This is a genomic window from Actinomadura rayongensis (genome assembly GCF_009831215.1).
Taxonomy (GTDB): Bacteria; Actinomycetota; Actinomycetes; order Streptosporangiales; family Streptosporangiaceae; genus Spirillospora; species Spirillospora rayongensis.
Genome location: NZ_WUTW01000001.1, coordinates 1,220,487 through 1,235,893, shown reverse-complemented (window position 1 = coordinate 1,235,893; position 15,407 = coordinate 1,220,487). Strand labels below are relative to the sequence as shown.

14 protein-coding genes are annotated in these 15,407 nt (G+C 71.4%); 5 read left to right on the top strand and 9 right to left on the bottom strand.

The window, feature by feature from the left end; all coding sequences use genetic code 11:
• Positions 1-680: 680 nt before the first annotated feature.
• The 3 genes from GQ466_RS05790 to rlmN all read right to left on the bottom strand — a co-directional run bounded on the left by GQ466_RS05790 (position 681) and on the right by rlmN (position 3,568).
• Positions 681-1,466, bottom strand: a complete 786-nt coding sequence (locus GQ466_RS05790; RefSeq protein ID WP_161101682.1) for a DUF1963 domain-containing protein — start codon at positions 1,464-1,466, stop codon at positions 681-683.
• Positions 1,467-1,527: 61 nt separating this feature from the next.
• Entirely contained in the window at positions 1,528-2,043 is a 516-nt protein-coding gene (locus GQ466_RS05785) for a DivIVA domain-containing protein (RefSeq protein ID WP_161101681.1), read from the bottom strand.
• A 379-nt stretch (positions 2,044-2,422) separates the two neighbouring features.
• Entirely contained in the window at positions 2,423-3,568 is a 1,146-nt protein-coding gene (rlmN, locus tag GQ466_RS05780; protein WP_161101680.1) for a dual-specificity RNA methyltransferase RlmN, read from the bottom strand.
• 132 nt (positions 3,569-3,700) lie between these two features.
• Between rlmN and GQ466_RS05775 the strand changes: the two genes are divergently transcribed.
• Complete coding sequence (locus GQ466_RS05775) at positions 3,701-4,840, top strand: suppressor of fused domain protein (RefSeq protein WP_161101679.1); 1,140 nt, start codon at positions 3,701-3,703, stop codon at positions 4,838-4,840.
• 17 nt (positions 4,841-4,857) lie between these two features.
• Here the strand turns inward: GQ466_RS05775 and GQ466_RS05770 are convergent, their stop codons facing one another.
• The 5 genes from GQ466_RS05770 to rpsB form a co-directional block, all read right to left on the bottom strand.
• Positions 4,858-5,745, bottom strand: a complete 888-nt coding sequence (locus GQ466_RS05770; RefSeq protein ID WP_161101678.1) for a phosphatidate cytidylyltransferase — start codon at positions 5,743-5,745, stop codon at positions 4,858-4,860.
• Positions 5,745-6,302 carry a ribosome recycling factor gene (gene frr / locus GQ466_RS05765; RefSeq protein ID WP_161101677.1) on the bottom strand — a complete coding sequence of 186 codons (558 nt, stop codon included), beginning with the start codon at positions 6,300-6,302 and terminating at the stop codon, positions 5,745-5,747. The genes GQ466_RS05770 and frr overlap by 1 nt, the downstream gene beginning before the upstream one ends.
• Positions 6,303-6,354: 52 nt before the next feature.
• Positions 6,355-7,131 (bottom strand): UMP kinase, encoded by a 777-nt coding sequence (gene pyrH, locus GQ466_RS05760; protein WP_161101676.1) that lies wholly within the window; start codon positions 7,129-7,131, stop codon positions 6,355-6,357.
• Between the two features lie 55 nt (positions 7,132-7,186).
• On the bottom strand, positions 7,187-8,023 hold the full coding sequence (gene tsf / locus GQ466_RS05755; RefSeq protein WP_161101675.1) for a translation elongation factor Ts: 837 nt from the start codon (positions 8,021-8,023) through the stop codon (positions 7,187-7,189).
• 75 nt (positions 8,024-8,098) lie between these two features.
• A complete protein-coding gene (gene rpsB, locus GQ466_RS05750) occupies positions 8,099-9,013 on the bottom strand; it encodes a 30S ribosomal protein S2 (RefSeq protein WP_161101674.1) in 915 nt (304 codons plus the stop codon).
• 296 nt (positions 9,014-9,309) lie between these two features.
• Here rpsB and GQ466_RS05745 point away from each other — a divergent pair, with 296 nt between their 5' ends.
• Complete coding sequence (locus GQ466_RS05745; RefSeq protein WP_202419981.1) at positions 9,310-10,002, top strand: murein hydrolase activator EnvC family protein; 693 nt, start codon at positions 9,310-9,312, stop codon at positions 10,000-10,002.
• A 494-nt stretch (positions 10,003-10,496) separates the two neighbouring features.
• Here GQ466_RS05745 and GQ466_RS05740 read toward each other — a convergent pair whose 3' ends face one another.
• Entirely contained in the window at positions 10,497-11,423 is a 927-nt protein-coding gene (locus GQ466_RS05740; protein WP_337193333.1) for a tyrosine recombinase XerC, read from the bottom strand.
• 204 nt (positions 11,424-11,627) lie between these two features.
• Between GQ466_RS05740 and GQ466_RS05735 the strand changes: the two genes are divergently transcribed.
• From GQ466_RS05735 to dprA, 3 genes are all read left to right on the top strand, one after another.
• Entirely contained in the window at positions 11,628-11,996 is a 369-nt protein-coding gene (locus GQ466_RS05735) for a YraN family protein (RefSeq protein ID WP_161101671.1), read from the top strand.
• Between the two features lie 584 nt (positions 11,997-12,580).
• Positions 12,581-14,128: a YifB family Mg chelatase-like AAA ATPase gene (locus GQ466_RS05730; RefSeq protein WP_161101670.1), complete on the top strand. Its 1,548-nt coding sequence runs from the start codon at positions 12,581-12,583 to the stop codon at positions 14,126-14,128.
• Positions 14,125-15,276 (top strand): DNA-processing protein DprA, encoded by a 1,152-nt coding sequence (gene dprA / locus GQ466_RS05725; protein WP_161101669.1) that lies wholly within the window; start codon positions 14,125-14,127, stop codon positions 15,274-15,276. Before GQ466_RS05730 ends, dprA begins: the two co-directional genes overlap by 4 nt.
• Positions 15,277-15,407: the final 131 nt, after the last annotated feature.

The following is a 15,407-nucleotide window of genomic DNA, read 5'->3' as shown; positions in this document are numbered from 1 at the left end:
CGCGTGGCGCATGGCCGTGGCCGTGGCGTGTGGCGGCCGTGGCCCGTGGCGCGTGGCCGTGGCGCGTGGCCGTGGCGCGTGGCCGTGGCGCGTGGCCGTGGCGCGTGGCCGTGGCGCGTGGCCGTGGCGCGTGGCCGTGGCGCGTGGCCGTGGCGCGTGGCCGTGGCGCGTGGCGGCCGTGGCGCGTCGCCGTGAGTCGTCGCCGTGAGTCGTCGCCGTGGGAAGCCTTGTGCCGCCCGGACGGCTCGTGCAGGCTCGTTGCGCCCTGGGTCCGTCGCCGCGCAGGCAATCCTTCGTTGTGTGTGCCGGCGTATGGATTGCCCGCGCGGCGTTGCGTCGTGCTCGGGGATGACGGTTGCCCGACGTGTTAGGTCTGCGCGACGTCCGGTGATAGCCCGGTCCGATGCGCGACTGCGCCGGACGGGGTGTGCGGTGTTACGTCGGGCCTCGCGTCTCTGACGTTGGAGCGTCGGTCCTGGCGGTCCCATGGGTGGCGGTGAAGATGTACGGCGTGCGGGTCGGGTTATGGGTCATCGGTCGTCCTTTCGGGCCTTGGCATCGGCTGCTTGCCGTGTTCGTGGCCGGTGGTTGGGAGACTGGCTGGCTTGGGTCGGCTTGAGGGGCGGGGGTAGACGGGGGTTTGCGGTTGGTTGGTTTGGTCGGTCGTGTGCTGGGTAGGGTCAGCTAGTGGTCTTCTTCCGGCGGCGGGGGCGGGGGTTGTAGTCGGACTGGACGGTCAGCCACGCGTCGGTCAGGTCGTCGTTCGTGGCGCTGTGGAAGAACAGGCGGCCGGGCTCGCCCCAGAACCAGGCCAGGCGCGGGTCGCTGTCGAGCTGGAGGAGGAGCTGCCGGTCGTCGGGGCCGTCCGGACGGCGCAGGAAGCCGCTGTCCTCGACCAGGGCGGGCCAGCCGCCGAGCTGGTGCGCGGGCTCGTCGTACCAGAGGCTGCGGTGCCACGCCTTGTGCAGTTCCTCGTAGACGGGTGCGAAGCCCACGTAGACCTTGTCCAGGCTGCGGACGACCGGCTCGCGGGGTGAGGGCAGGGACAGGAACGGCATGACGCCGAACGAGAGTGACGGCGCGGACGACTCGTCCCCCACGGCCAGGGCGCCGGTGAAGATGCGCCAGCCGTCGCGTTCCTCCGGACGTCCCCACGGGCGCGGCGGCGCGCCCCGGAAGTAGAAGGACGCCGACCCGTTCGCCGGAAGGCCCGGCAGGCGCGCGACCGGCGCCAGTGCAGCGCAGTCCAGGGTCGCGAGGTGGTCGAGCGGGCGCCCGTCCGACACCGGAGGGAGCACCCCGGGCGGCAGGGACGGCGCGCCGCCGAACCGCACGGCCGTCCCCGCCCCGGCGCGGAGCCGCAGCGCGGGCCGCGCCAGGGACAGGACGATCGCCACGACCTCGGGGACGAGATGCAGGGAGAACAGCCGGCCGAGCCGCCGGCGCTGAGCGGTGATGTGGTCCATGCCACTCAGCGTTCAGCAGCCGAGCACCCTCCGCCAAGCGCCCGCCGAACCTGTGGATAACTCAGTGAGTCTCCAGCGCGTCCGCGAGCTGCGCCAGGAAGCGGTCGACCTCCTGCTCGTCGTAGCTCGGCAGCAGCCGGACGGCCGGGAACTTCGTCTCCCGCACGTCATGCGGGGACAGCGGAGGCTTCGCCCCCTGCAGCCCGGCGATGACCCGGTCGAGGAACGCGTCCACGTCGCGCACGTCGTAGCCGCCGCGCACCCGATGGCCCGTGAACCGGATGTTGTGGATCCACTTCACCAGCGAGGCCGGCTCGATCACGGCGCGGCGGGGCCGGCCGGAACCCGAGGCCGGTCCGCCGCCCAGCTCCGTCGCGCACTCGACGAGCAGCGCCTCGACCGCGCGCCGGTCGTATCCGCGCACGACGACGTCGAACCGGGCCGCGCGCACCTCGTCGGCGGCCATGGTCCTCTCGCCCCGCAGCGCACGGGTGATCCGCTCCAACAAAGCGTCGACCTGGGCGCGGTCGTAACCGCGCATCACCACAGGCAGGCGCTTTCTCGCTATCGCCGTCATCCGGCTCCTCAGCAGTGTTCGCCTGATTCAGCGGTGGCCCCGTACACCACTTTCCGTCGTCCGAGCGGGCGACGGGAACAGCCTTGCGTGACGCGGACCACCCGTGCAAGCGAACTCACGGATCTCGGCGGCGGCCGTTCATGGGCAAACCCACGATCTGTGAGGCGTTACACGCGGATCGCATGCGGACGGCTCCGGCACGGCGTTTTCACCGCCCCCGGACGGCCCGGACGGCCACCGAACGAGATTCGTCACATGGCCCATGACCTGGGGAAACAAGCCCCACTTTGGGCTCATTGACAATTCTTCAAGGTGCCCGTCACCGTTTTTAGGCTGACCGCATCCGGCCAGTGGCGCGACAGAACCGGCGGCCGATGCGTCAGCCCGACTGTGCGGCGAGCTGCCCGCAGGCCCCGTCGATCTCCCGTCCGCGCGTGTCGCGCACCGTGACCGCGACGCCGTGCGCTTCGAGCCGGCGGACGAACTCCCGCTCGTCCTCGGGGCGCGACGCCGTCCACTTCGACCCCGGCGTCGGGTTCAGCGGGATGAGGTTGACGTGGACGAGATGCCCGCGCAGCAGCCGTCCGAGCAGATCGGCGCGCCACGCCTGGTCGTTCACGTCCTTGATCAGCGCGTACTCGATCGACACGCGCCGGCCGCTGCGCTCGGCGTACGCCCACGCCGCGTCGAGCACCTCGGCGACCTTCCACCGGTTGTTGATCGGGACGAGGTCGTCGCGCAGCTCGTCGTCCGGCGCGTGCAGCGACACCGCGAGCCGGACGGACAGGTCCTCGGCCGCCAGCTTCTCGATCGCCGGGACGAGCCCGACCGTCGACACCGTCACCGACCGCTGGGAGATCCCGAGGCCCGCGGGCGCCGGGTCGGTGATGCGCCGGACCGCGCCGAGCACCGCCTTGTAGTTCGCCAGCGGCTCGCCCATCCCCATGAAGACGATGTTGGAGACGCGTCCCGGACCGCCCGCGACGCGTCCGCGCGCGAGCGCCCGCGCCCCCGCCGCCACCTGCTCCACGATCTCGGCGGTGGACAGGTTGCGGGTCAGCCCGGCCTGGCCCGTCGCGCAGAACGGGCAGTTCATCCCGCATCCGGCCTGCGACGAGACGCACATCGTGGCGCGGTCCGGGTAACGCATCAGGACGGACTCGAACAGGACGCCGTCGAACGCCTTCCACACCGTCTTGAGCGTTCGGCCGTCGTCGCAGGCCAGTTCACGCACGGAGTCCAGCAGCGGCGGCAGCAGCTCGCCCGCGAGCCGTTCCCGCGCGCTCGCCGGGAGGTCGGTCATCTCGGCCGGGTCGTTCACCAGGCGCGCGAAGTAGTGCCGCGAGAGCTGGTCCGCGCGGAACGGCTTCTCGCCGAGTTCGGCGACGGCCGCGCGGCGCTCGGCGAGGCTGAGGTCGGCGAGGTGCCGCGGCGGCCTGGCCCGCCGGGGCGCGGCGAACACCAGCTTGGCCGGGGTCTTCGCGGGCGCGGCGGACTCGCCGGAGGGTTCGGTGAGGGAAGACATGGTCCTCCCAGTGTCGCAAACGCGCGCCGATGCCCGCGCCATCGCCCGCCCCGCCGGGAAAGGCCGTGCCAACGGCCGGGACCGGTCACGTTCCGGCACCCGCGGGCCTCCGGGCGGGCTAAGGTCTCGATCATGTCGGTATTGCGCAGGGGATCCGCTTCGGCGCGGCGCACGACGGCGGGGGCCGTCCGGACGGAGACCAGCCCGTACGGCGCCCGTCGGCTCGTGATCCAGAGCGACGGGATCGTCACCTCGGCGTCCCTTCTGGACAAGCAGGACAAGGTGGTCGGCGCCGTCTGGGTCGCCAACCACGAAGAGGCACCCGCGAGCCCCGACCAGGTCCGCCTGGACGCCGGATCCGCCCCGCTCATGCCCGCCACGCACATCCGGTCACGCGCGGGACGCGACCCGCTCGCCGCCGACGACCTGGAGGTCGTCTGGTTCGAGGAGGGCGACGGCGTCGCGGTGCTGGAGGACGGCGCGCTCCTGTTCGTCATCCCCGGCTGGTCTGACATCGGCCGCGGCATCCCCGGTTACAGCCGTGACGCGACGGCGCAGAGCCCGTACGCCTTCCCGCTGAGCGACGAGATCGACGCGTTCGAGGCCAGGATCGAGCGGGCCCGGCGGCACTGGGACGACGTGGCGTCCGACGAGTCCTGGGCCGACTTCCAGCAGTCGGTGCTCGGCCACCTCCTGCAGCGCCTCGGCCCCGGCGGGCACTACTGGCACGACGTCGGACGCGGGCTCACCGGCGGCGGCACCGCCCCCACGGTCGGGCTCAGCGAGCGTCCCCCGCAGCACGGCCGCGACCACGCCGTGCTGAGCACCGTCGGGATGAGCCGGCAGCGGATGCCCACGATCGAGCTGTACGAGGACGACGTCTCCCCGCACGCGCGCATCGAACTCGCGGTGGCGACCTCCCTCCCCACCCGGCGTGCGGGCAGCATCTTCCCGTGGCTGGCGCAGTACCCCTGGCGCTCGGTGACGTGGTTCGCCCCGGGCGACGTGGTCAAGTGGTACCACGAGGCCCGGACATTCCCGCTCGGCGGCGAGGACACGGCATGGGAGGGCGTCCTGCTCCTGGACGACCCGAGCCGCCTCGCCGGGCCCGTCCCGTCCGGCCTGACGGGCCTGTCGTTCGACGGCGACCCCGTCCAGTGGCTGTGGCTCGTCCCCATCACCGGGGAGGAGCACCGCTACGCCAAGAACGAGGGCTCGGAGGCGCTGATCCGCCGGCTCGCCCAGCAGGGACGGTCCTGGATAGTTTCCTGACCCGCAGGCCACAGAAATCAGGCGGGGACGAACAGCTCCAGCAGCAGCCACACCACGGGCGCGGTCGCGATCAGCGAGTCCAGCCGGTCCATGACCCCGCCGTGGCCCGGCAGCAGGTTGCCCATGTCCTTGATGCCGAGATCGCGCTTGATCACCGACTCCATGAGGTCGCCGACGGTCGCGGTGACGACGGCGGCGAGCCCGACCAGCACGCCCGGCCACACCCGGTGGTCGTCCAGCAGCCACCACAGCAGCCACGTCGCGACGAGCATGCAGGTGAGCGCCGAACCGCTGACGCCCTCCCAGGTCTTCTTCGGGCTGATCTTCGGTGCGAGCTTGTGCCGTCCGAGATACGTGCCCGCGAAGTACCCGCCGATGTCGCTCGCGACCGTCGTGGCGATGAAGATGACGATCCGGTGGTCGCCGTCGTCGGGCCGCATCAGCAGCGCGACGATCCCGCCCATCAGCACGAGATAACCGGTCACGAACACACCGGCCGTCATGTCCCGGACATAGCCGTCGCTTCCCGCGAGCATCCGCGCGATCATCACCGCGAGGACGGTCAGCGCGACGACCGCCACCAGTCCTCTCGCGCCCCAGAAGTACGCGGCCAGCGGCGAGGCCGCCATCCCCGCCACGATCGGCGGGAACGGCACCTGGATCTCGCGCGCCTTGAGGGCGTCGGCCAGCTCCCGCGCCCCCAGGCACAGGAACACGATCATCACCGCGAGGAAGATCTCCTTCACGGTGTAGAGGGAGACCAGGACCAGCCCGCCGAGCGAGATCCCGACCGCGAACGCGATCGGGAGGTTCCGCCCGCCGCCCTTCTTCGGCGCGGGCGCCTTGTCTCCGTCGTCCGGCCCGGCCGGGGTCGTCACGAGGTCACCGGTCTTGTCGACGTCCATCAGACTTCGAGCAGCTCGGCCTTCTTGTGCTCCAGAAGCTCGTCGATCTGCGCCACGTACCGCTGCGTCGCGTCGTCGAGCTCCTTCTCGGCGCGACGGACGTCGTCCTCGCCGGCCTCGCCGTCCTTGGCGAGCTTCTCCAGCGTGTCCTTGGCGCGCCGCCGGATGTTGCGGACGGACACCTTCGCGTCCTCGGCCTTGGACCCCGCGACCTTGATGAACTCGCGCCGGCGCTCCTCCGACAGCTCGGGGAACACCACGCGGATGACGTTGCCGTCGTTGGTCGGATTCACGCCGAGGTCGCTGTCGCGGATCGCCTTCTCCACCGCGGCGGACGACGACTTGTCGAAGACCTGGACGACGACCATCCGCGGCTCGGGCAGCGTGAACGACGCGAGCTGGTTGACCGGCGTCGGCGTGCCGTAGTACTCCGCGGTGATCTTGTTGAACATGGCGGGGGTGACGCGTCCGGTGCGGATGGTCTGGAAGTCCTCCTTGGCGACCGCGACCGCCTTCTCCATCTTCTCCTCGGCTTCGAGGAGGGTCTCGTCGATCACTTCGACTCCCGGTTCACCTTAGGTCGTCCGTTAATGTCCCGCTCGTACGCGGTCAGCCGTCCGCCGGGCTGACCAGTGTGCCGATCTTCTCACCGCGGACGGCCCGGACGATGTTGCCCTGCCCCATCAGATCGAACACGACGATGGGCAGCGCGTTGTCCATGCACAGGCTGATGGCCGTGGCGTCCATGACCTTCAGTCCCCGCTGCAGGACTTCACCGTAGTCCAGGCGGTCGAACTTGACGGCGTCCGGATTCTTCCGCGGGTCCGCGTCGTACACGCCGTCCACCTGCGTCGCCTTCAGCACCGCCTCCGCACCGATCTCCAGCGCGCGCTGCGCGGCGGTGGTGTCGGTGGAGAAGAACGGCTGGCCAAGGCCCGCGCCGAAGATCACGACGCGGCCCTTCTCCAGGTGGCGCATCGCGCGGCGCGGAATGTACGGCTCGGCGACCTGGCTCATCGTGATCGCCGTCTGGACGCGGGTGTCGAGGCCCAGCTTCTCCAGGAAGTCCTGCAGCGCCAGGCAGTTGATCACGGTGCCGATCATGCCCATGTAGTCGCCGCGGCCCCGGTCCATGCCGCGTTCGGCGAGCTGCGCGCCGCGGAACATGTTGCCGCCGCCGCACACGACGGCGACCTGCACGCCGTCCCGGACGGCCTCGGCGACGGCCTCGGCGACGTGCTGGACGACCGCCGGGTCGATCCCGAGCGGGTCGCCCCCGGCGAACGCCTCGCCGGACAGCTTCAGCAGAACGCGCTTCCAGCCCGCACGCGGGGCATGGGCGGACGGCGGGGCCGCCGCCGTGTCAGTGGTGGTCTTCTCCGGCACGTCGGCGGCCTCCCTGTCGCGTCCTGAAATACTCGGTCCCGGTTGTTTCGGGGACCTAGGCCTGGCCGACCTTGAAGCGGGCGAATCGGACGACGTTGACACCCGCCTCGCCCAGAACCTTGGCGATGGTCTTCTTGCCGTCCTTGACGAACGCCTGCTCCAGCAGGACGAAGTCGCGGAAGTAGGCGTTGACCCGGCCCTCGACGATCTTCGGGATCGCCTGCTCGGGCTTGCCCTCGTCGCGGGTGAGCTGCTCGGCGAGCGCCCGCTCCTTCTCGATCGCCTCGGCCGGGATGTCGTCCCGGGTGAGGTACTTCGGCGACATCGCGGCGACCTGCTGCGCGACGTCCTTGGCGACCTCGGGGTTCTCCTTGTCCAGCTCGACCAGCACGCCGGTGGTCGGCGGCAGGGACGGGTCGGACTTGTGCAGGTAGCTCGCCACGTACGCGCCCTTGAAGTGCGCGAGGCGGCCGATCTCCAGCTTCTCGCCGATCTTGGCGCTGGCCTCCTGGACCAGGGCCTCGACGGTCTTGCCGGGCTCGATCTCGGCGGCCAGCAGGGCCGCCGCGTCCGCGGCGCCGCTGGTGGACGCGAACTCGACGATCCGGTCGGCGAGCGCGATGAACTCGGCGTTCTTGGCGACGAAGTCGGTCTCGCACTTGACCTCCAGCAGGGCGCCGTCGCCCTGGTTCTGGAAGTACTGCGCGATGAGGCCGTTGGCGGCGGTGCGCTCGGCGCGCTTGCCGACGTCCTTGGCGCCCTTGAGCCGCAGGATCTCGACGGCCTTGTCGAAGTCGCCCTCGGCCTCGGTGAGAGCGTTCTTACAGGCCATCATGCCGGAGCCGGTCAGTTCGCGGAGCCGCTTGACGTCGGCGGCGGTGAAGTCAGCCATCGTTCTTTCGTCTCTGTGTGGTGGAAGGACTGCGGGCGACCGGTCCCCGGGATCGCTCCCGGGGACCGCGGGTCGTCAGGACTGCTCGGCGGCGCCGTCGGCGGCCTGCGCGGCGGGCTGCTCGGCCTCGACCTCGGCCTCAGCCTCGGCCGGGGCGGCCGGGGTCTCGGCGGCCGGCTCCGCGGGCTGCTCGGCGGCGGCCTGCTCCTTGTTCTCCAGCAGGTCGCGCTCCCACTCGGCGAGCGGCTCGGCGCCGGCGCCCTCGGCGGGCTTCTCGTCGCCGCCGGAGGCGGCGCCCGCGCGGGCGATGAGGCCGTCGGCGACGGCGTCGGCGACGACCCGGGTCAGCATGCTGACGCTGCGGATCGCGTCGTCGTTGCCCGGGATCGGGTAGTCGACCTCGTCGGGGTCGCAGTTGGTGTCGAGGATCGCGACGACCGGGATGCCGAGCTTCTTGGCCTCGTTGACCGCGATGTGCTCCTTCTTGGTGTCCACGATCCAGACGGCGCTCGGCACCTTGGCCATGTCGCGGATACCGCCGAGGGTGCGCTCCAGCTTGTCCTTCTCGCGGCGCAGGCCGAGAAGCTCCTTCTTGGTCATGCCGGAGCCGGCCACGTCGTCGTAGTCGATCTCCTCCAGCTCCTTGAGCCGCGTGAGCCGCTTGTGGACGGTGGAGAAGTTGGTGAGCATGCCGCCCAGCCAGCGCTGGTTGACGTACGGCATCCCGACCCGCGCGGCCTGCTCGGCGATGGCCTCCTGGGCCTGCTTCTTCGTGCCGACGAACAGGATCGTGCCGCCGTGCGCGACCGTGGCCTTGACGAACTCGTAGGCCCGGTCGATGTAGGACAGCGACTGCTGCAGGTCGATGATGTAGATGCCGTTGCGCTCGGTGAGGATGAAGCGCTTCATCTTCGGGTTCCACCGACGCGTCTGGTGGCCGAAGTGGACGCCGCTCTCCAGGAGCTGCCGCATCGTGACGACGGGTGCCATGTCCCGTTGTTCCTTCCTGAGGCCCGGGTCGTGCTCCCGGGCGGTTCGGTTAGGTCTGCGCTCCGGCACGACCCCACCGCGCTGGGCGGACCGAGGGATCGCACCCCACCGGCTCTCGGAACCAGGTGACGTGTGAGCGCGTGGATTCGGCCGCCCGGGTCTGGACCCACGCAGCCGTATTTCGATTCTATGGGATGAGCGCCGTGCGAGTGGAATCAGCCGGGTCGGGAGGCGGGTTATCCACAGATCGGTCTTGCGGTGGCGGGGGCGGGAGGGGGCTCGGCAGGCTCGGCGGCATGACTTCGTTCGCGTTGCTCTTCCTGGTCCTGCTGACCGCGTCGCCCGGCTCTCCGGCCGACGCCGGTGGGTGGCGGTGGCCGCTCGGTCCGCCTGCTCCCGCGGTCGTGTGGGGGTTCTCGCCGCCGGCTCTTCCGTGGGGCGCCGGGCATCGGGGGGTCGATCTGGCGGCGCGTCCCGGGTTGCCCGTGTTCGCGGCCGGAGCGGGACGGGTGTCGTACGCGGGGCGGCTCGCCGGGCGCGGCGTCGTCGCGATCAGCCATGGGGAGTTGCGGACGACGTATCTGCCGGTCGTCCCGTCGGTGCGGGTGGGCGGTGTCGTCTCGGCGGGGTCGCGGATCGGCGTCGTCGAGGATGTGGTGCCGCCGCATTGCGCTTTGGCCTGCCTGCACTGGGGGCTGCGGCGTGGGGCGGTGTACCTGAATCCGCTCGATCTGGTGCAGCGGCGGGTGCGTCTTCTGCCGCGCTGGTCGGCGCCTCGGACGCCGGACGCCGTCGCGGCTGCCGGTCCCACCCGGGCCGGGCTGCGGGCGGCGACGACCGGGGGCGCGTTGGTGACGGGGATGGTCCTGGCGTTCGTTCTGTTGTTCGTGTGGCGGCAGGTGCGGCTCCGGGGCCTGTTCGTCCGGCGACGCGCCCCCGCCCAGGTGATCGACCTGGCCCGCGAGCGGCGCCTGCGCCGAGCCCGCTGAGCGTCAGGCATCATCCGCGCCGCCGAGTCCCGTGGATTCGCGTGAAAAGAGGCCCGTGTGCGGAGACACGCGAGCGGAGGCACGCGAGCGGAGGCACGCGAGCGGAGGCACGCGAGCGGAGGCACGCGAGCGGAGGCACGTGGATTCATTTGTGCAGCTGGTGCAGCGCAGCGCGATCGCGCGATGCAGCGCAGTCGGGCAGCCGGTCGGCATGACGTAGACGACCGTCCGGCATGACTTGGCCGAAGTGCCGCTCCGCCAGCGCCTCGGCGGAGCGGCTCACGTTAGAAGCCGCACGACGGTGGTTGGCCCATCGCACGGCGACGCGCCACGAGTGAGCCGCGCGCAACAACAACCGCTAGCGAGAAGGCCGGGAACGTCGCGCCGCCGGCACAGCTCCTCGAGGACGACCGCCGGGGAGAGGGATGCGCTCTCGGGATCGCCATGGCGAGGACTGCGATCCCGGGCGAGCCCGCGCAGGCCGCCGGGAACGATCACGAGTCCGCCGCGCCCCTCGGGTGTGCCTGCCGGTGGACCTTCTTGAGGCGTTCGACGGACACCTGCGTGTAGAGCTGGGTCGTCCGGAGCGATGAGTGCCCAAGGATCTCCTGGACGCTGCGCAGGTCGGCGCCGCCTTCCAGCAGATGGGTCGCGGCGCTGTGCCGCAGCCCATGCGGACCGAGGTCGGGGACGTCGTCGGCCGCCGCGATCCGCGCGTGGACGATCCGGCGCGCGATCGACGCGTGGAGCCGTCCGCCGCGCGCTCCGAGGAACAGCGCGTCGCCGCTGTGCTCGGCGGCGAAGACGGGACGTCCCACGCGCAACCACTCCTCTACCGCCTGGACGGCGGTCTCCGCGATCGGGACCGTCCGTTCCTTGTCGCCCTTGCCGATGACGCGCACGGTTCTGCGTCCGGTGTCGAGGTCGCCGACGTCCATGCCGCAGAGTTCGCTCACCCGGACACCGGTCGCATAGAAGACCTCTAGGATGGCCCGGTCCCGCAATCCCTCCGGCCCTTCGGCGTCCACCGTGTCCAGTAGGTGCGCGGCTTGGTCCTGGGACAGCACCGAAGGCAGTTCCCGGGTCAGGCGCGGCGTGCCGAGCAGCACGCCCGGGTCCTCCGCGAGGACGCCTTTCCGGTGCAGGAAGCGGGTGAAGGAGCGGGCGGCGGCCGTCCGCCGCGCGAGCGTCGCCCGTGACATGCCCTCGGCGTGCTGCCGCGCGAGCCAGGCGCGCAGGACGGCGACGCCGAGTTCGTCCGGGCCACCGAGCCCCACCGCGTCGGCGTGCCGGGCGAGGTCGCGAAGATCGCCGAGATACGCGCGCAGCGTGTGCGGGGACAGTCCGCGCTCGGAGCGGAGATGGCGCTCGAACTCCCGCAGCTCCCGGTCCAGCGGTCCAGCCTCGTCGTCGGTCGTCACAGGCCCACGCTGAACTTTCCGGCCACCGATTGCAAGCGCCGACACCATCCCCCACCGCCTTGCCGGGTGCCGCATCACACGCGACGTCCAATCCCACTCATAGACCTATATTTCGACCACCTCAGGGCCGAGTTATCCCCAGAATCATTTTCTATTCGAGACCCTGCGCGGGATTCGGAAGGGTCGGTGGCGGAGGTGAGAGCGATGCCAACCAAGACCAATGCCGCGCACGTTCTGGGAGCACGCGGAGAGGTCGCCGCCGTGCGGCACCTGACGCGACTCGGCTGGACCATCCTCGACCGCAATTGGCGGTGCTCGGAAGGCGAGCTGGACATCATCGCCCACGACGGGCGGCGCTACGTGGTCTGCGAGGTGAAGACGCGCAGCGGAGCGCGTTTCGGCCATCCGCTGGAAGCGATCACGGCCGGCAAAGCCGAACGGCTGCGCCGCCTGACCCAGCGCTGGGCCGCCGAGCACCAGGTGCCCATCACGCAGGTCCGGATCGACGTCCTCGGCCTGCTGCGCGCGGACGACGACGGCTTCCTGATCGACCACGTCCAAGAGATCTGCTGATGCACTCGCCCGTCCCGTCCAACGACGACCCCCATCAGCGCACGGCCATGCCGCCCTGACAACCCGCCCTCACACGCACCAAGACCACGCCCAGTCCAGACAGGATCACGCACGACGTCTGGGCACGCGGGCCCGCACATACGGACCGCGTCCGCGGGCGAAGTTCGAGCGTGATTCGCGGACCGAACGCGAAGCGCGACGTCCAACGCGCAGCGCAGCGCGAATCCAGGCACTGAGTCGGCGCCCTGCGTCAACGCGCTGAGCCGGGCGCTGAGCCGGGCGCTGAGGCCCGGCGCTGAGGCCCGGCGCTGAGGCCCGGCGCTGAGGCCCGGCGCTGAGGCCCGGCGCTGAGCTACGGGCCGGGCCTTGTGCGGGGCCTAGGTGTGCAAGCCGCGCGGCAGGCCACGTGTGGGGATTTTCTCGGAGCGCGGTCTGTCGCGGGGCGCCACACCCCATGCGGTCTGTCGCGGGGTGTCAGGCCCCACGCCGCAGCTTCGCGGACGGTCTTGCGGTTGCTCGCAGGCCCGGTTGCGCGGATTCCGCGATCAAGTTCGCCGGTTCCCCTACAAGATCAAGGAGTTTTCATGACGCTCGCCAGAACACGATCGGTGTCCCTCCTCGGCGTCGAGGGTTTCGTCGTGGACATCGAGGCCGCGATCACCAGCGGCATTCCCGGCATGCATCTCGTCGGCCTGCCCGACACCGCGCTGAGCGAGTCGCGCGACCGCGTCCGCGCCGCGATCTTCAATTCGGGCGAGGAATGGCCCAACCGCCATGTCACCGTCTCCCTTTGCCCCGCGAGTAAGCCGAAACGCGGCTCGCTCTTCGATCTGGCGATCGCGCTGGTGCTGCTCGCCGCCGCCGAGGCGGTTCCGCCGCGCTCGTGCGCGGATCTCGTCGTCATCGGGGAGCTGGGGCTCGACGGCCGTGTCCGCTCCGTCCCGGGCATCCTGCCCGCCCTGCTGGTCGCCGCGAAGGGCGGTTGCCGCACCGCGGTCGTCCCGAAGGCGAACCAGGCCGAGGCGGAGTTGGTGCCGGACCTGGAGGTCATCGGGGTGTACACCTTGCGGGGGCTGCTCGCCGTCCTGCGGGACGAACCGCCGCCGCCCGAAGAAGCGGAGTCGTTCCCGGCCGTCCCGAACGGCATGCCGGCGCGCCCGCCCGATCGGCGTCCGAGCGTGGATCTCGCGGACGTCCGGGGCCAGGCCGAGGGGCGCCGTGCGCTGGAAATCAGCGCTGCCGGCGGTCATCACCTCTACTTCTCCGGGCCGCCGGGCTGCGGGAAGACCATGCTGGCCGAACGGCTGCCGACCCTTCTTCCACCGCTGGAACAGGACGCCGCACTGGAGGTGACGGCGATCCACTCCGTGGCGGGCACCCTGCCGCCCGGGCAACCACTGATCACCCGTCCGCCGTTCCACGCGCCGCACCACACCGCGAGCGAGGCCGCACTGGCCGGCGGCGGGTCAGGCCGCTCGCTCCAGCCGGGAGCCGCGTCGCTCGCGCACCGCGGGGTCCTGTTCATCGACGAGGCGGCGGAGTTCAAGCAGGGCGTCCTCGACGTCCTGCGGCAGCCGCTGGAGGACGGCGAAGTGCGAATCGCCCGAGCGGAAGGGACGGCGCGGTTCCCCGCACGGTTCACGATGGTCCTCGCGGCCAACCCGTGCCCGTGCGCGGCGGCGCACCGGCGGGACTGCACCTGCGCGCCCGCGTTGCGCCGCAAGTACCAGACGCGATTGTCGGGGCCACTGCTGGACCGCGTCGACCTGAAGCTGGAACTCTCGCCCGCCAGTCGCGCCGAGCTCCGCTACGACCTGGACTTCGCCGAGAGCAGCGAGGTCGTCGCCGACCGCGTGGCGGCGGCACGGGACCGCACCGCCAAGCGCCTCGCGGACACCCCGTGGCGCTCGAACTCCGAGATTCCCGGACCCGAACTGCGGCGCCGCTTCACACCGTCCGCCGACGCCATGCGCGCGATCGACGACGCGCTGCAGAACGGAAGCCTCAGCGCGCGCGGCATGGACCGGGTCCTGCGCGTCGCGTGGACGATCGCGGACCTGGCGGACCGCGACGAGCCCGACGCCGACGACGTCGGCGGAGCACTGGCACTACGGATGGGACACGGCACATGAACGAGCGCATCGCACGAGCCGCGCTGACGGCCCTCGCCGAGCCCGGGGACCGCCTGCTCAACCGCCTCATTGACTGGAGCGGACCGCCGGGCGCGCTCGCGACGATCCGGGACGGGACGCTCCCCGACGGCATCGCGCAGACCCGCGAAGAGAAGGACAAGGCGGCGACGCGGCTCGAACACTGGCGGCGCCGCCTGCCCACCGTGGACACCGAAGCGGACGTGACGATCGCCGAACAGCTCGGCGTCCGGCTGGTGTGCCCCGGCGATCCCGAGTGGCCGACGACGCTGGAGGACCTCGGCGACGAACGTCCCTACGCGCTCTGGCTGCGGGGCCCCGGTGACCTTCGCAACGGGTGTCTGCGGTCGGTCGCGATGGTCGGCGCCCGAGCGTCCACGCCGTACGGAACGCGCATCGCCGCCGAACTCGCCGCGCGCCTCGCCGAGAAGGACTGGACGATCGTCTCCGGCGGCGCGCTGGGCATCGACGCGGCGGCGCACCGCGGCGCGCTCGCCGCCGACGGATCGACGCTCGCGGTCCTCGCCAACGGCGTGGACATCCCCTATCCCGCCCTACATGAAGGACTGTTCGCCGAACTGGCGAGCCGCGGTCTGCTGGTGAGCGAGTCACCACCCGGAACGACGCCGCGCCGGTCCCGCTTCCTGGTCCGCAACCGGGTCATCGCGGCGCTCACGCGAGGCACGGTCGTAGTCGAGGCCGCGTGGCGGAGCGGAGCGCTGAACACCGCGTCCTGGGCACGACGCCTCGGCCGCGAGGTGATGGCCGTCCCCGGCCCGGTGACGTCCGGCGCGTCCGAAGGCTGCCACCGACTGCTGCGCGACTCACCACCCGCGCTGCTCGTCACACGCCCCGAAGAAGTGATCGAGGCCCTCGGCCGCCTCGGCGCCGACCTGGCTCCCCCACCGCGCGACCCCGTACTCCCCCGCGACCGCCTGGACCCGATCACACGAACAGTCCTCGAATCCCTGCCCGCCCGCGGCGCCGCAGGCCCCGCCCAGCTCGCCGCACGCGCAGGCCTGGACCTGCCCGCCGTCAACGCAAAACTAGGCCTCCTCGCCGCAGGCGGCTTCGTAGAACGAACCCACGGAGGCTGGCGCCTCACCCCTCTGGCCAAAGACCGCTCCTAGCCACCCACAACACTCCTTCCCCGCAACCACTCCACCCTCGAGCAGGAAGGCCATTCGTGCCGAAGAATCCGAGAAGGACCCGCACGTCCCTCACCGGCAGCCGCACCACCCACCCCAGGCATCCCCGTCCT

Bases quoted from the DNA above. Each gene is read 5' to 3' on its own strand.
- GQ466_RS05790 (WP_161101682.1), bottom strand. From the start codon at position 1,466: ATGGACCACATCACCGCTCAGCGCCGGCGGCTCGGCCGGCTGTTCTCC.
- GQ466_RS05785 (WP_161101681.1), bottom strand. From the start codon at position 2,043: ATGACGGCGATAGCGAGAAAGCGCCTGCCTGTGGTGATGCGCGGTTAC.
- rlmN (WP_161101680.1), bottom strand. From the start codon at position 3,568: ATGTCTTCCCTCACCGAACCCTCCGGCGAGTCCGCCGCGCCCGCGAAG.
- GQ466_RS05775 (WP_161101679.1), top strand. From the start codon at position 3,701: ATGTCGGTATTGCGCAGGGGATCCGCTTCGGCGCGGCGCACGACGGCG.
- GQ466_RS05770 (WP_161101678.1), bottom strand. From the start codon at position 5,745: ATGGACGTCGACAAGACCGGTGACCTCGTGACGACCCCGGCCGGGCCG.
- tsf (WP_161101675.1), bottom strand. From the start codon at position 8,023: ATGGCTGACTTCACCGCCGCCGACGTCAAGCGGCTCCGCGAACTGACC.
- rpsB (WP_161101674.1), bottom strand. From the start codon at position 9,013: ATGGCACCCGTCGTCACGATGCGGCAGCTCCTGGAGAGCGGCGTCCAC.
- GQ466_RS05745 (WP_202419981.1), top strand. From the start codon at position 9,310: ATGACTTCGTTCGCGTTGCTCTTCCTGGTCCTGCTGACCGCGTCGCCC.
- GQ466_RS05735 (WP_161101671.1), top strand. From the start codon at position 11,628: ATGCCAACCAAGACCAATGCCGCGCACGTTCTGGGAGCACGCGGAGAG.
- GQ466_RS05730 (WP_161101670.1), top strand. From the start codon at position 12,581: ATGACGCTCGCCAGAACACGATCGGTGTCCCTCCTCGGCGTCGAGGGT.
- dprA (WP_161101669.1), top strand. From the start codon at position 14,125: ATGAACGAGCGCATCGCACGAGCCGCGCTGACGGCCCTCGCCGAGCCC.